The 15,332-nt window shown below is 69.3% G+C and carries 11 protein-coding genes and 3 pseudogenes; 8 read left to right on the forward strand and 6 right to left on the reverse strand.

What is annotated here, in order from left to right:
• Positions 1-54: 54 nt before the first annotated feature.
• The gene (locus ACH4TV_RS42890) at positions 55-633 is read left to right on the forward strand and encodes a suppressor of fused domain protein (protein ID WP_398406824.1); all 579 of its coding nucleotides are present in this window, start codon (positions 55-57) and stop codon (positions 631-633) included.
• 107 nt (positions 634-740) lie between these two features.
• Here the strand turns inward: ACH4TV_RS42890 and ACH4TV_RS42895 are convergent, their stop codons facing one another.
• Positions 741-2,753, reverse strand: coding sequence for a GDSL-type esterase/lipase family protein (locus tag ACH4TV_RS42895; protein ID WP_398406825.1), 2,013 nt, complete (start codon positions 2,751-2,753; stop codon positions 741-743).
• A 407-nt stretch (positions 2,754-3,160) separates the two neighbouring features.
• Here ACH4TV_RS42895 and ACH4TV_RS42900 point away from each other — a divergent pair.
• A pseudogene (locus ACH4TV_RS42900) lies at positions 3,161-3,397 on the forward strand (IS110 family transposase); the annotation flags it as partial.
• A gap of 123 nt (positions 3,398-3,520) precedes the next feature.
• A complete protein-coding gene (locus ACH4TV_RS42905) occupies positions 3,521-4,261 on the forward strand; it encodes a class I SAM-dependent methyltransferase (protein ID WP_398406839.1) in 741 nt (246 codons plus the stop codon).
• A 64-nt stretch (positions 4,262-4,325) separates the two neighbouring features.
• Here the strand turns inward: ACH4TV_RS42905 and ACH4TV_RS42910 are convergent.
• Positions 4,326-4,997: pseudogene (locus ACH4TV_RS42910) on the reverse strand (IS5 family transposase); the annotation flags it as partial.
• A gap of 356 nt (positions 4,998-5,353) precedes the next feature.
• On the reverse strand, positions 5,354-6,649 hold the full coding sequence (locus tag ACH4TV_RS42915) for a vanadium-dependent haloperoxidase (protein WP_398406826.1): 1,296 nt from the start codon (positions 6,647-6,649) through the stop codon (positions 5,354-5,356).
• A gap of 186 nt (positions 6,650-6,835) precedes the next feature.
• On the opposite strand from ACH4TV_RS42915, the gene ACH4TV_RS42920 reads away from it, so the two are divergent.
• Positions 6,836-7,033, forward strand: a complete 198-nt coding sequence (locus tag ACH4TV_RS42920; protein WP_398406827.1) for a hypothetical protein — start codon at positions 6,836-6,838, stop codon at positions 7,031-7,033.
• 392 nt (positions 7,034-7,425) lie between these two features.
• Here ACH4TV_RS42920 and ACH4TV_RS42925 read toward each other — a convergent pair.
• Both ACH4TV_RS42925 and ACH4TV_RS42930 read right to left on the reverse strand, forming a co-directional pair.
• Positions 7,426-7,752: pseudogene (locus ACH4TV_RS42925) on the reverse strand (DeoR family transcriptional regulator); the annotation flags it as partial.
• Positions 7,753-8,239: 487 nt separating this feature from the next.
• Positions 8,240-8,578, reverse strand: a complete 339-nt coding sequence (locus tag ACH4TV_RS42930) for a thioredoxin family protein (protein WP_398406828.1) — start codon at positions 8,576-8,578, stop codon at positions 8,240-8,242.
• Positions 8,579-9,320: 742 nt separating this feature from the next.
• Here ACH4TV_RS42930 and ACH4TV_RS42935 point away from each other — a divergent pair.
• On the forward strand, positions 9,321-10,433 hold the full coding sequence (locus tag ACH4TV_RS42935; RefSeq protein ID WP_398406829.1) for an endonuclease/exonuclease/phosphatase family protein: 1,113 nt from the start codon (positions 9,321-9,323) through the stop codon (positions 10,431-10,433).
• 212 nt (positions 10,434-10,645) lie between these two features.
• On the opposite strand, the gene ACH4TV_RS42940 is transcribed toward ACH4TV_RS42935, so the two are convergent.
• Entirely contained in the window at positions 10,646-11,785 is a 1,140-nt protein-coding gene (locus ACH4TV_RS42940) for a PucR family transcriptional regulator (RefSeq protein ID WP_398406830.1), read from the reverse strand.
• 87 nt (positions 11,786-11,872) lie between these two features.
• Here ACH4TV_RS42940 and ACH4TV_RS42945 point away from each other — a divergent pair, with 87 nt between their 5' ends.
• From ACH4TV_RS42945 to ACH4TV_RS42955, 3 genes are all read left to right on the forward strand, one after another.
• Positions 11,873-12,931, forward strand: coding sequence for a ferredoxin reductase (locus ACH4TV_RS42945; RefSeq protein WP_398406831.1), 1,059 nt, complete (start codon positions 11,873-11,875; stop codon positions 12,929-12,931).
• Positions 12,932-12,938: 7 nt separating this feature from the next.
• Positions 12,939-14,057: a fatty acid desaturase family protein gene (locus ACH4TV_RS42950; protein ID WP_398406832.1), complete on the forward strand. Its 1,119-nt coding sequence runs from the start codon at positions 12,939-12,941 to the stop codon at positions 14,055-14,057.
• A gap of 1,125 nt (positions 14,058-15,182) precedes the next feature.
• A partial coding sequence (locus ACH4TV_RS42955; RefSeq protein ID WP_398406840.1) for an SDR family NAD(P)-dependent oxidoreductase occupies positions 15,183-15,332 on the forward strand: 150 nt, incomplete at its 3' end.

Here is a 15,332-nt window from a genome sequence, read left to right on the forward strand (position 1 = left end):
CGTGACGCTCAGTGAGCCGTCAGGGGCGGTCGATCGCGGTGGGATGATCGCGCGGTGAGTGATGCGAGTGTGTTGGCCGCGGAGGCCGTGGAGTCCCATGTCCGGGCGTTCTTCGAAGGGCACTCAGTGGAGGTCGTCGACTACGACCTCGGGCCGGAACGGCGAGAGGTGGCGCCCGATCTGCGCGTTCTCGTTGTGGGGCCCGGTCCCCGCAGCGACAGCTGGGCCTATGTGACCGCCGGGTGCTGGGCCGTGATGGAGAAGGACGGTCACGGCCTTGAGTTCGTCATGACCGCCCACGTCCGCGACCAGCGGTTCATCGAGCTCATGTCGATGATCGCCTACTACCACTGCGGAGGACATCAGCTCGACCTGGAGCACAGCATGCCGATCGGTGAACCGTGGGTGCCGGGGTCAACCTGCGATCACCTGCTGATCAGCCTGCCCTACCTCCACGGACCAGACCTTGAACACTGTCCCGTTCCCGAGGGCCACGCCCGCATCCTGTGGACCCTGCCCGTAACGACAGCCGAGATCGAGTTCCGCAGGCGTCACGGACACGAGGCGTTGGAGCAGCTCTTCGACGAGGCAGAGATCATCCCCACCGATCCTTTCAGGGCGTCGGTTGCCTGAAGTTCCGTCCTCCGGCGGTCACCGATGGTGGTGCCGGGGCCGAGGGCCCGCGCAGGGCAGCGGAGGCGCCCGTCTGCTCGTCGCGGTCCGGCGGCCCCGGCCCTCCCTCACATACCGATCCGCGCCGCGATGACCGGCGCCAGACGGTCCGCGATGACGCGGTGTCCCTGGTCGTTGGGGTGGACCGCGTCCGTCAGATCGCCCGAACCCAGCCAGCCGGTGGTGTCGACGAAGGAGACCCGGGAGTCGCCGCCGTCGACGGCGGCCTTGACCGCCGCCTGGGTCTGCGGGACGTACCGGCCGCGGAAGGTCTCCAATGCGAAGATCCACGCCTGTGGGTACGCGGCGCGGACCTTGCCCAGCAGGCTGGTGTACGCCGCCTGGAACTGCGCGGAACTGACTGCGTGGCCCACGTCGTTGGTGCCAAGGTTGAGGACGACCGCGTTCGCCTGGTAGCGGGAGAAGTCCCAGTCGGGGGTGGCCGCGTTCGGGTTGAGCTTGGTGAACTGCCGCTCCAGGCCGACGCATCCGTCCGCCGCGGCGACCAGGCAGGCGCCGCCCTGGGCGATCTGGGTGTGCTCGGTGCCGAGCCGTTCCCCGATCAGCCAGCCGTACGCGGTGCGGGCGTTCTGCGACGACGTCGTCCCCACCGTGATCGAGTCGCCGACGAACTCGATCTGCTTGCCGGGCGCCTGCGGTGCGAACGTCGTGGCGCCACTGTCGAGGGCCAGTCCCTGGAAGACGGCGTCACCCCGGTAGGAACCGGCGACCACCTGGTAGTTGACCTGGAGGGTGTGGTTGCCGGCGGACAGCGGGGAGGGGGTCAGGTTCACCGTTCCCTTGACGTCGTCGTAGAACTTCACCGGGCCGTTGTCGATCCTCGCCCAGAAGTCGATCGTCCCGCGCTGCTTGAGCTGGACGGTCCGGCCGGTGAAGCCGACCCTGTAGTAGGCGCCCGCCCAGTACGGGGTGTAAGCGGTGGCGGAGGTCTTGGTGTCCCAGCGGCCCACGAACTTGATGTTCGGGTCGCCTGGTTGGCCGGGAGCGGCCGCCAGGGTGGACGCGGGGGTGTCGAGTCGGGCGGCGATGACGGGGGCGAGGCGGTTCGCGAACTTGGTGTGGCCCGCCTCGTTGGGATGCCCGTTGCCGTCCTCGTAGTCGGTGGTGTCGGTCAGCCAGCCCGTGGTGTCGACGTAGTGCACCCTGCTGTCACCGGCGTTGGTGCGGGCGGTGACGGCCGCTCTGGTCTCGGTGACGTAGCGCTTCTTGAGCGTCTGCACGGCGAACAGACGCGCGTTCGGGTAGGTGGCACGCAGATCGGCGAGGAACGTGGTGTACGCCGACTGGAAGGAGGCGCCGCTCACTGCGTGGCCGATGTCATTGGTGCCCAGGTTGATGACGACGGCGTCCGCCCGGTAGCGGGAGAAGTCCCAGTTCTGGCTGCCCGTGCTCGCCGTCCTGAAGAACTGCGTGCTCAGGCCCGTACATCCGGACTGGGCGACGAGGCAGTAGCCGGACCGGGCGATCTGGGTGTGGCGCGCCCCCAGTTGCTCGCCGGTCTTCCAGGCGTACGAGTCCAGTGCGAGCCGGTCCGTGAGCGCGCCGGCGGTGATGGAGTCGCCGACGAACTCGACGAGCCGGGACGGGGCGTTCGGCGCGACCGTGCGCGCACCGGGGTCCAGCACCAGGCCCTGGAAGACGGTGTCGCCGGAGCGGTACGAAATGCGCAGGGTGTGGGTGCCGGCGGACAACGGCTGGGGAGTGAGGTTCACCGTGCCGCGCACGCCGGGGTGGAAGACGTCGGGGCCGCCGTCGATGCTGGCGTACAGGTTGACCGCGTCTCTCGCCTTGACCTTCACCGTGGTGCCGGTGAAGGCCGTCTGCAGATAGGCGCCGGTCCAGGAGGGCACCGCCGCCGTGCCGGCGCTGGTGTCCCAGCGCCCGACGTAGACGATGTTGGGGTCGGAGACCGAGCCGTCACCCGCCGCGGCCTGGGCGGGAGAGCTCCCCGCCCAGGACAGCAGGCAGGCGACGAGAACGGCCGTGACGAGGGCGGGGAGGGTACGGGCGAGGCGGCGTGAGGAGGTGACGTGGGGGGTGGCGTGGGGGGTGGTCTGCACGGGATCCCTTTCGGCATGGGGTGGGAGCGCTCCCAAAAGCAGCCTTCCGAGAGAAGCAATGAAACGGTTCAGCGTCAAGGGTTCGCGTGAGGCAGCGTTTCGACGGCGCCCGGTCCGTGCGCGTGCGGCGCATGTGGGCCGCCCCCGCCCGCGCCACGCCGTTCTGCCCCGGTCCCAGGGCCTCTCGTTGGACACGCCGGGCTCGCGGGGGTCGGACAGGCCGGGCTCGCCGGGTCTGGCACCGCACCCTGGTCAGGCCGTTCAAACGAAAGACCCTAAAAGCTGTCCTGCCTTTCACGCGTGGATCTGATCCGATCATTCGTAGGACCGGAGAGCCCGGGGCTTCGGGTATGGCTGTAAAGGCTGAGCCGCTGGATGACTTACGGGACTTGACCGCCCGGCGCCTGCGTGACTCCGGCCGCGTCAGCGGAAACCTGCACAGACCTCGCCGCTACCACCGCGGCCTGCTGCGGACCATGTACTTGTCGGCGATGGCCAGCCTGAAGTCCTGCCTCGCGTCCACGGCGTACTACCAGCGGAAGAGAAGCGAGGGAAAGGGACACAAGCAGGCTCTGCTGGCCCTCGCCCGCCGCCGTGTCAACGTTCTGTGGGCGATACTCCGTGACAGAGAGTGCTACGACCCTCCACTCCTGATCGTCGAGGCGGCTTGCCATCAGCGTGGGGAAGTCCCGGCCGGACCGAGGCGAGGGCCGGCCAGTGCCCTAATCGTGTTGACCGCCCCCGGCAGGCAGTGCTGGAGTCGGCACGTGGACAGCATCCCCGCCAACCGGCGGCTCTGGAACCGGATCAGCAGCGCCTATCAGCACGAGCACGACCCGCAGATCGGCGCCACACCCAGGCTGTGGGGCATGTACTCCATCCCCGACGCGCACCTGCACGCCCTGGGCGACGTCACCGGCAAGCGCGTCCTCGAACTCGGCTGCGGCGCCGGCCAGTGGTCCAGGGCTCTCGCCGCCGAGGGCGCCACCGTGGTCGGGCTCGACCTGTCCGAAGCCCAACTCGCCGCAGCATCCCGCGCGATGGGAGCGGCCCGCTACCCGCTGGTGCAAGGCGCCGCCGAACAACTCCCCTTCGCCGCCGACAGCTTCGACCTGGTGTTCTGCGACTTCGGTGGGCTCAGCTGGGCGCCCCCGCACCTGGCCGTCCCGCAGGCCGCACGCGTCTTGGGCCGAGGCGGGCGCCTGGTGTTCAACGTCGCCAGCCCATGGTTCGAAGCCTGCTACGACGAAGCCGCCAGCCGCGTGACCACGACGCTGCAGCAGGACTACTTCGGGCTGAACACCATCGCCGAAGACGACGGCGCCACCAGCTATCAGCTCACCTACGGCGACTGGGTCAGGGTCCTGCGCGGCGCGGGTCTCATCATCGACGACCTCATTGAGCCGCGGCCCGAACTCGGAACACCCAACGGCTACAACGAAACCGACCCAGCCGACTGGGCACACCGCTGGCCGGCGGAACTGCTCTGGGTAACCCACAAACCGTAAGTTCCGCCGCGCCGAGACGTGAAGGCGTCCCCTCGCCGGGCAGGCCTGGGGCCTGTCCGGCTGATCATGGGCGGAGCCAGAGCCGGATCAGGGCGAGGGTGACGGTCCCGCGGAAGACGTAGGCGCGTTCGTCGAAGCGTGTGGCCACGGCCCGGAAGTTCTTCAACGCGTTGATCGTCCGTTCCACTTCGTTCCTGCGTTTGCAGATCGTCTTGTCGAAGCCGGCGGGCCGTCCGCCCCTGCTGCCGCGTCTGTTGCGGTGGGCCCGCTGATCTCGGGACTCGGGGATGGTGTGCGTGATCTGGCGACGGCGAGGAATACGCCTTGTCGGCGCCCAGGTGGTCGGGCCAGGTGCGCGGATGCCCGCCGCCCGGGCGGTGGACACGGATGCGTTCCATGACCGGGATGAGCTGCAGGGCGTCGCCCCACTGGTCCGGCGTGATCAGCAACGCCAGCGGGCGGCGTCCGCCTTCACTGGCCAGGTGGATCTTGCAGGTCAGGCCGCCCCGGGAGCATCCGAGTCCCTCGTCTGGGCGTTGGTGGCGGGGCATGTTTCTTTTCCCGGCACCCGCGGAGGTCTGCTGCGCGCTCCTGCCGCATGCTGATGGCTCCGGCAGAACGTGGAGTCCACGCTCACCATCGACCAGTCGATACGGCCCTCGGCATCAGCGTCGGCCGGCACGACCGCGAAGATCTTGTCCCACGTGCCGTCCGCCGACCACCACCGGTGCCGCTCACAGCGATGCCGGTTACTTAGCGTGTTTCCACAGGTGGCAGGGGTTGGTGAGCGAGTCTGTAAGGGCTCTGACTCTGTGAACTCTGCCCCGATTTGGGCGGTTGTCCGGCGAAAGCCCCACGCGGCAACGGAGTTCCCCACAGACAGGAGATCGGCCAAGATCCTTCTGTCGCACGAGGAACTCCGTTGGATGCTCGGTGTCGCACCCTGCCCGCACCAACCAGGCAGCATGACCGGATACGGCGACGGACCGGCCGTAAGCGGTGTCTGTCGGCTTCGAGGCGACGGGCCAGGGCGCCGGTGTCGGGTGCTGTCCCGAGGCTGTCCTCCCGGCGGTGGTGGAAGGGACGGCCGCATCAGCGCCGCTGGAAGGCGCGATTCAGGACGTCGAGGGTGACCGCCAGCCCGAGCCGGTGCCCGTGCTCGGAGGCGAAGCGGTAATGCACGCCGGCCCAGATTCGCGCCTCCAGGAGTTCGGCTGTCGCCGCCCGAAGACTGTCGTAGTGGCGGGTCGTGCCGGAGGCGGGGCTGTACGCGGCGAACGTGAGGTCGTCACGGCCGAAGAACGACCCCAGGGCCGTCGTGACCGCCGTGGTGAAGCAGGCGTGGCCGGACGGGTACTCCGGCGACGGGGCGGTGACCCGCAGCGGCGTCCAGCCCGGGTCGGGATCGGTGGCCGCGTTGCCGTCGGTGCCGGCGAGCGGAATGGCCGTCACTGGTCGCCAGAAGTTCCAGTGCGCCTTGGCCTTGTAGCAGGCGATCAGGGTGTCGGCGGAGGCCACGTACACCATGGCGAGCAGCCGGGCCGTCCGGAGGCTGCTGAGGCGGTGCGCGCCGGCGAGTTGCCGGGTGATCGACCATTCGACCATCCGGGGGTCGTCCCACCAGATCGCCGCCTCGGTCTGATCCGAGGTGCGGACGGTGCTGGTGGCCGCGCCGAGGCTCTTGACCTCGTTCAGGTCGCGGGCCCAGGCGGCGCTGGTCAGGGCCGGCGGGGGCTTGACCGGGTAGGCGCCGGCGTCGGGGACGACGAACGGATTCAGGTTCGGCACCCAGGCGCCGGCGTTGACGTAGCCGGGCGGGGTGAGCCGGTATTCGCCCGGCTCGGTGCCGACGGTCCACGGCGCGGTGGGGTCGAAGCCGTCGTCACGGCGGCTCTCGGTCATCGCCGCGGCGGCGGCCCTGCCGACGGCCACCCCGCCGTCCTCGGCACGGCCGTCGGGGATCGCGGCCAGCGCCTCGTCGTACCGGGCGTTCAGCGACTCGGCCTGCCCGGGGAAGAGCCACAGCAGCGTGTCGTGGGCGGCCGCGGCCACCGCCGCCGCCGCCGCGGTGGAGTCCCCGGGGCGGCTGCGGGGCGCGCTCACCAGGGGCTCGTACGGACGGCCGGCGACGGCGTTCACCGCGTCGTACACGGCGCCCTGCACGATGGCGAAGCTGCGGGTGCTGGTGGTGGGCGACTGCCTGGCGGTGTCGTAGATGGCGGTCTGGGCATGGATGTTCCAGGCGATGACGGGATTGCCCGGGGCGGCCTCCACACCGCTGTGTGCCTCGGCGGTGGTGGCCGTCAGTGGGACGGTCAGGGCGAGTACGGTCAGGACCGCGATACGGCGTAACCCTCTGAATGATCCGGCGAGCTGACGTTGTGTCACGAGACCCCCCATGGGCTTGTCGGTGACAGATTGTCCGAGCCTATCGGCAGGGGTCAGATTTTGTCGTTACATCGACAACTCATCGACAATCCGACGGGGTTCACACCCGGATGTCCGTCACCTCGGCGACGAATGCGCGGGCTCCGGCCGGGAGCAGCGCCGGTCGCGCCGGAGCTGGTCCGGGCCATGCTCCGTGACCAGGACGCCTGGTGCCGGCTGGAGCAGCAGGACATGTTCACCGTGCACGTCGGGTGGGATCCATACCTGTACGTCGGCAGCGCCCAGCCCTGTGAAGCAGCCGTCGCCCTGACCCGCGAGCCCGGCCTGTTCGCAAAACCGATCACCGCATCGCCTACGCCGCAGACCTTGAGGAACCAGAGGTGACACAGGCTGCGGACAAGGAGTCCTGGGAACGAGCACGCGCAGAACTGGCCCCACCGCAGATGCTCCTCTCCTGGAGGAGACCTACCTCCGCAACGCCACCCGCCGACACCGTCTCACCGAGAACAGCCTCGATACCGTCTGCTGCGCGCCAGGTGGTGACCTGGTTCTCCGTGTCCTGTCTACGGGGTCGGTCCCACGCTGCTCGCCCCGTTTTCGCCTGGCGTTGCGAGGCACCCTCACCGAGCGCCCGACCGGGTGGCTCTGCTCATCAGAACGGACAGCAGATGTCCACCACGTCGGGAGGCACTGCGCGTGGGGATTGTGCGATTCGCTATGGGCTCAGCACCTCAGAGGGCGCTCCTGCTGGTCCGAGATCCCCCATTCGGCTCTCATCAGGCTACGAGGACCTCCACGCCGAGTGTCTTGAGTTGCTCGATGACCGTGTCGTGAGGATCGGCGTCGGTGATCAGCCCGGTGATCTTCTCCCGCGGCAGGACGCGGTACGGCGAGGCCGTGCCGATCTTCTCGCAAGAGGCGAGGATGTAGGTGTCCGCGCCCCGCGCGGACAGGGCACGCTTCATCGCCGCCTCCTCGGCGTCCCCCGTGGTCAGTCCGGCCTCGGGGTGGACGCCGGTGACGCCGAGGAGGCACAGGTCGGCAAAGACGTTCTGCGCGGCCTCGACCGCGGCGGCGCCGCAGGTGACCGCCGAGTGCTTGAAGGCGGTGAACATCTGCTGTCCGTCCTGATGAACAGAGCCCACCAGGCCACTTCACCGTCACGGCAGGTGACCGAAACGACTACGGGTTCGCAATTTTCGGCCTGCCCGACTCGCAAGCCATCGCGCACCTCCAGGCCCCCGACCAGGTCCTCCCTCGCCACCTCGCAAGCCACGGTGCTCCGTCACCTTGTGGTCGGGTAGCCGGATCACATCTGTCCCCAGCGAGCGAAGTCGGCCGGAGCGGCGTACGCGGGAAAAAGTGCCCCTGATACCGGCGCTCTCGACCGATGCTCGCCGCCGCGCGCGACCAACTGCCTCCCGATGGGGCACTTCCCGGCGACCTCGGCACAGAGCAGAGACCCGACGGCTTCCGAGTCATCGTGCCCGGAGATCACCGAGGCCGCCTCGGCGATAGGTGAGGACGTCGCATTCGACGGCGTCATGTGATCTGTGGGGGTGTCTCAACCGGTGGCGCCGCAGCGGCCGCTCAGAGGTGGCCGTCCAGGAACTTCCGTACCTCGGCGATGGTCATGGGCCCCGTGCCGTGCGCCACCGTCTCCCCCTCCTTCAGCAGCACGTAGGACGGGGCTGCGGTGATCCCGTATCGCTCGGTTGCGGCCGGACAACGCGTGATGTCGGTGCGGACGGCCGTCAGGCGGCCCGTGTAGTCGTCGGCGATACCGCCCACGACGAGGTCCATCACCCGGCAGGGCTCGATCGCCTTGGGCCATGTCCCGGTGAAGTATGCGAGGACCGGAACTGCGCTCATCCCGAGGATGAAATCGAACTCCGCGTCCTCACGGGGGCGGTGAACCGTCTTCGCCATGGAAGCTCCTGACCTCACGTTCCGTCATTCCCTCCCCATCATCCCTCGCGCGGTGTGCCGGGCCGACCCGGTCGGTCGTCCGGCCGACCTGCCGGAAGGCAGGCACGGGGCCGTCGCAGAACCACGGTGGTCCCCGGCGCGAGCGGCCCGGCTCCCGGCCCCTCGTGACCCGGCCTGGCCGCCTGGCCGGTCACCCGGCTGCAGCCCGCCGCGCGCCCGTGCCCTCGCCCGTGGGTCAGCTCGTGCCAGGACAGCGCCCTCCGTGACGGCATGAAAGCTGTTTTCCAGGGCGTAGCGGTCCAGATCACCGTCCAGATGCTCGTTGAGGGCGTCGACGAGCGGGCCGGTGCGCATCGTCCACCGGATCCGGTCGAGCCGTATCCGTCACCGCGCTTGTCAGAGGCAGCGCCCCCGACGGGCTTGACGAGGCCTTGCCCGGCCTTCACGTCAACCCCCCGTCTCCGCCGGCTCATACCGCTCTTCGACGGGCCGCACGAGCCGGCTGATGGCACCGGTGTAGACGGTCACGTATTTCCCCTTTCCCCAGCCAGAAGTTCCCGTGCTTCCCCATGGGGATCCCGGAGCCGACTCCGTTGGCGCGCCCGCCCATCAGAGCGGCCCTTCCTTGCGAAGAGCTTCGGCTACCCGGCCTACACCTGGATCGACACATCGCGTCCGGCCGTCTTAGCTGTTGCCGAAGATGGGCGTTTTCACCCACTTATACGCCGAAAGGTCTGCTTGCATGGTTCGCCGTTGGTTCACAGCCGTCCTGGGCGCGTTCCTGCTCCTCACGCCCGGGGCACTCACTGCGGCCTCTGCCGCCGAGGCTCCCGTCCCCTTTCGGGTCATGACCCGCAACCTCTACCTGGGTGCCGACCTCGCGCCCGTCCTCGCCGCCGGTAACCCACAAGCGCTCGTCGCCGCGGTGACCGCGGTATACGCGAACGTCCAGGCGACGAACTTCCCCGAACGGGCCGAGGCACTGGCCGACGAGATCGCCGACAGCGACCCCCACCTCGTGGGCCTCCAAGAAGCCGTGCTGTGGCGCAGCCAGACCCCAGCCGGACCGGGCAGCGCCACCCACGTCGAGTACGACTTCCTGCAGATCCTGCTCGACAAGCTGGCCTCCCGGGGCAAGCACTACGCGGCCGTGGCCACCGTCACCGTCGGCAGCGACTTCGAGGCCCCGCGCTCCCTGCCCGGCGGCGGCCTGCAGGACATCCGGCTCACCGACCGCGACGTGCTCCTGGCCCGCACCGACCTGCCCGCGCGCGTCTTCTCCGTGGCCAACCCTCAGGCGGCCCGGTTCCAGGCCCACGTGCCCATCTGCCGCCCGTTGTTCGGCTGCGTTCCGCCCTCCAACGTTCCCATCCGGGTCGAGCGTGGCTGGGTCGCTGCCGACGCCACCGTGCGTGGCAACACCACCCGGGTGGTCACCACCCATCTGGAGCCCGCCTCTCCCACCGTCCAAGAATCACAGGCCGACGAACTGCTCACCGGCCCGCTGAACACCGCACTCCCCACCGTGCTTCTCGGCGACCTCAACTCGGCCGCCGGCGGAGTCGGCGCAACACCGGGGTCCGCCACCCAGACCTACAACCACCTGCTGGCCGCCGGCTTCACCGACGCCTGGACCGCCACCCGCCCAGGCAACCCCGGCTTCACCTGCTGCCAGGCCGCCAACCTGATCAATCCCACGTCCAGCCTCGCCCAGCGCATCGACTACGTGCTCTTCCGCGGCAATGTCACCGCACTGACGAGCAACCGGGTGGGCGACACTCAGGCCGACCGCACTCCGTCAGGACTGTGGCCCTCCGACCACGCCGGAGTCAGGAGCGTGCTCCTGCTGCGTTGAGTTACACCCGCACAGGAGTAGGGCCCTTCATGAGGGATTGCCCCATCACTCCCTCCAGACAGGCACCCCTTCGCCATGGAGCGTCTCCGCCTGGGGAATTACGTGACGCTCAAGGCCTCGATCGTGGGGAAATCCCTGAACGCTCACAACCGGGAACGAGGCACGATTACTGGACCGCTCGCGGACGCAGTCGTGGACGGCCGACGTACGCGTCAGCTGACCCGAAGGCCGACCGCCAGCGTCAGTTCAAGGACCCGGTGGGGCGATGCGAGATCCGGGAACAGCTCCCGCACCTGCGACATCCGGTACCGGACTGTCTGGGGGTGGACGAACAACGCCGCCGCCACCTCCTCCCGCCTGCCCTGGTGCAGCAGCCACGCCCGCAACGTCTCCTCCAGCCGCCGTGCGGTCGCGTCGGGCACGGTCCGCAACGGTGCGAGGGCCCGCTCACGCAGGTCGGCGAACGCCTCCGCGTCGGCGCTCAGCACCAGCTCGGGCAGGTGGTCCTCGGTGTCGCGGATATCGGCGGAGAGCAGGCGGGCGCGTACGGCTCGCGCGTACGAGGCGGACGCACGAGTCCATGGCCGGGCCGGGCCGACCACGGCGGTGCGGTCGGTCAGCAGCCGCAGGAGATGTGATCGGTCGGCATCGGGGACGAGCAGCACACCCGTGGCATCCGCAAGATCGTCCAGGACAAGGGTGCTCGGGTCGAGCGTGCGGTAGGCGGGCCGGGCCTGGGCGGCGGGCAGCAGGACCGCGGTCAGCGAAACCGGAGGCTGCCACCCTGCCCGTTGAACAGAGGCCAGCAGCACGTCGGGGCTCGCGCCGGCGAGGAGGTCGCGGGCCAGGTGTTCCAGGTGGCGCTCTTGGTCCCTGCCCCGGGCGGCCAGTTCGTCGGCGTGGCCCGCGGCGCTCGCGGCGGAGAGCTCGTCGATGTAGGCGAAGGTCAGCTCGGCGAACTTGGCGACCTCGGCGGCGGGCAGACCGGCGGGCACGGCACCCGCCGCCAGGCCACGCCAGGCCACGCGGGCGCCGACGCGATAAGCGCTGAGCAGGGCGTCCATCGAACGGCCGTCGCGCACCTCGCCGCGGCCGAGCTCATAGGCCGCGTCACCGGCGTCGCCGCCTGTGGCGTTCCCGCTCGCGAGGTCCAGGTAGTGCCCCAGGGCGGTGCGGACGGCTCGGCGGATGGTGGCGCCCATACGGCCCGAAAGTGCGTTGGCGTAGGGAGGGACCTCGTCGATGATCGCCTCGACGACCTCGTCGGCGGTGCTCCTCAGCACGGCCCGCAGTGCGGTGACCGTCGTCTCATCCAGGGCCAGTTCGCTGGCCCTCCGGATTGCATAGCTCACTTTTTTGTTCCCTGCGAACAATTCAGCCGACCAGATTTACGTCCTGCGGTCAGGACTTTACGCCTTCAGGCGCAGCAAGCTGGAGTCATGACGAGTACAGCCCTCCGCAGCAGGGCGTGGAAACTGCTGGAGATGGTCACGACGCCGCTGCTGCCGTCGGACTACCTCGACCTGGTCAGCCCGCTGCGGGCGGGCGCCGACCTGCGTGGGCGCATCGAGGCCGTGCACCCCGAGACGGGTGACGCCGCGACCATCGTGATCCGGCCGGGACGGGGCTGGCGCGGCCACACCGCCGGTCAGTACGTGCGGATCGGGGTCGACGTCGACGGGGTGCGCCTGTGGCGTGCCTACTCCCTCACCTCTCCGACCAACCGCCCAGACGGCCGCGTCACGATCACCGTGAAGGCGATCTTGGACGGCAAGGTCAGCAACCACCTGGTCCGCAAGGCCACACCGGGCACGCTGATCCATCTCGACCAGCCGACCGGTGACTTCGTACTGCCGCAGACCAAGCCCGCCAAGGTGCTCTACCTGACGGCCGGCAGCGGCATCACGCCCGTGATGGGCATGCTGCGCGACACCGAGTTCGACGACGTCGTCATGGTCCACTGCGCGCCACAGCCGCACGACGTGATCTTCCGCAACGAACTGCACGACCTGGTCGCGGACAAGAAACTGCGGCTCACCGAGGTGCACACCGACACGGACGGCCAGCTCGACATCACCCGTCTCGACGCCCTCGTGCCCGACTGGGCCGAGCGCGAGACCTGGGCCTGCGGGCCCGCGGGCCTGCTCGACGCCGCCGAAGAGCACTGGAGCGAGCACGGCGTCCCAGAGCGCCTGCACACCGAACGCTTCCGCCCCAGCATCGTCGTCGCAAGCGACGGCGGCGGTGAGGTCACGTTCAGCGCCACCGGCAAGACCGTCGCCGCGGACGGCGCCACGCCGCTGCTGGACATCGGTGAGGAGGCCGGCGTGCTCATGCCCTCCGGGTGCCGCATGGGCATCTGCTTCGGCTGCGTCACGCCGCTCAAGGCGGGCGCCGTCCGCGACCTGCGCACCGGCGAGATCACCGAGGCCGAACCCGGCGTCCTCATCCAGACCTGCGTGTCCGCCGCGGCGGGCCCCTGCGACATCGAACGGTAGGAGCACCTTGACCGCCATCGACCCCACCGCCCACCTGAGTGCGGAGCAGATCGAGGAGCTGGGCCGCGAGCTGGACGCGATCCGCGACGAGGTGATCGCCGCCCGCGGCGAGAAAGACGCCGCCTACATCCGTAAGGTCATCTCGGCGCAGCGCAAGCTCGAACTGGTCAGCCGGGGCGTACTGCTGTTCTCGATCTTCCCGCCCGCGTGGCTGCTCGGCACCGCCGGACTGTCCGTGGCGAAGATCATGGACAACATGGAGATCGGCCACAACATCCTGCACGGCCAGTGGGACTGGATGCGGGATTCGAAGATCCACTCCACCACCTGGGAGTGGGATCACGTCTCGCCGTCCGAGCAGTGGAAGCACTCGCACAACGAGCTGCACCACACGTACACCAACGTGATCGGCAAGGACAACGACCTCGGCTACGGCATCATGCGCGTCGACGAGGACCAGCGGTGGCACCCCTTCCACCTCGGCCAGCCGCTGTGGAACTTCCTCAACGCCTGCTTCTTCGAGTACGGCATCGCCGCCTACGACCTGGAGCTCGGCAAGAACCTGAACAAGCGCCGCCGCAAGAACCCGGAGTTCCGTGCGCGGGCCAGGGCCGTGGGACGCAAGATCCGCAAGCAGGTGCTCAAGGACTACGTGATCCACCCACTGCTGTCGGGCCCGTCGTTCCTGCCCACGCTCGCCGCCACGTTCACCGCGAACCTGGTCCGCAACATCTGGACCCACTCGGTGATCATGTGCGGGCACTTCCCCGAGGGCGTACAGGTCTTCGAGCGCCGGTCGATCAAGGGCGAGACGCGCGGCCAGTGGTATCTGCGCCAGATGATGGGCTCGGCGAACATCAGCGGCAGCAAGGCCCTGCACTTCATGAGCGGCAACCTCTCGCACCAGATCGAGCACCACCTCTTCCCGGACCTGCCGAGCAACCGGTACGCCGAGGTCGCGGTGAAGGTGCGCGCCCTGTTCGAGAAGTACGAGCTGGAGTACGTCACCGGTCCGCTGCCCAAGCAGGTGTTCTCCGCGTGGCACAAGGTCTTCCGGCTCTCGCTGCCGAACAAGAAGCCCACGGTCAAAACGCCGGACCGCGAGCAGGAGCTCGTCGCCGCCTGATTCCCGGTACTGGTTCAGATCTCTCGGCCGCACCCGGCGGCACCCGCCGGGTGCGGTGAGATCCGCCCGGGACGGTGGGCGAGCGCGACGCCAGAGGGTACGACACGGGACCCGCGGCAGCCGGTGTCCGGCCGCGCCGCTACCCGGACGTGCGCCAGGAGCTCAGCGCACTGCGACACCCCGGCGAGGTGTCGCAGTGCGCCGGGGTGTGCGCTGACCTGCCATGGCCGGGCCGGTAGCCCGGTGCGTACGCGCACCCGGTTTGCCGACGGGCGGACTGGGCGGAAGGCATCGCCTGTGACACGTACACCGCCGCAACCGATGCCCGCCGCCCCTGTGTCCGACCCCGCGCCGCTGCCGCCGGGCGGGCGGGTGAGCCGAAGCGGGACGAGGGGCGGGCCCTGGTCGGTGCCGACGCGGGCCGAGCAGTGCTGCACTCACGGCGGGGCACGAACCTGGCGGCTTCGTTCCCGCAGATCGAATCCGGGAGCAGCCGACTGCCGGACACGACGGCACTGGACTGGCGAAGCCGTGCTCTACGCCCACGGCAGGATCGATTTCGCGGCGCGCACCCACGCGCCCTGTCCACCCCAGCCCGCGCACCGTCTCGCCGAGGACCTGCCCGCCCATGTCGTCACTGGAGTACGCACGGGTTCCTGAGCGGCGACCAGGGGCGCGATCAGGCGAAGTCAGCAGGCAGGAGACCCCTGTTCGAGGCGTCCCTCAAGGGTGGCCGCGTTCGACCAGATAGGGCCACTGCCACGGCAGGTACGGGCCGGCCCCATCCTGGGACGAGGCCCGAGAGAGCGCCGATCCGGTCCACCTCGCCCACCGCTTCGGTATCCGTCCCAGCATCGCCGTGCAGTACGTACACGCCGCGCACCCGGACAAGGCCCTGCCGGATCCGCTGACCGGGCGACACCGCCCCGCACCGACGGCACGCGGTGGAAGACGTCCACTATGCCTCTGCTCATGCTCTTTCCTCTAACGCACCCCACGCTTGCGGACCTTTCTCAGATCTTTCCCGGATCACCGGATGCGGCCACTTGCCAGCGACCGACGACCCCCGTATGGTCGTACGAACGTAAGACATACGAACGTACTGCAAACTCAAGGGAGCTAGTAATGGCGACAACTCGGCCGGTAGCACTCGTAACAGGCGCGTCCACCGGCATCGGAAAGGCGGCCGCCCTCGCGCTCGCCGCAGCGGGCTTCGAGACGGTGGGAACGAGCCGGAAGGCGCCGGAAGGCGACCGCCGCGACGGCGTGACCTTC

This window comes from Streptomyces sp. NPDC020898 (assembly GCF_044333925.1).
Lineage (GTDB): Bacteria > Actinomycetota > Actinomycetes > Streptomycetales > Streptomycetaceae > Streptomyces.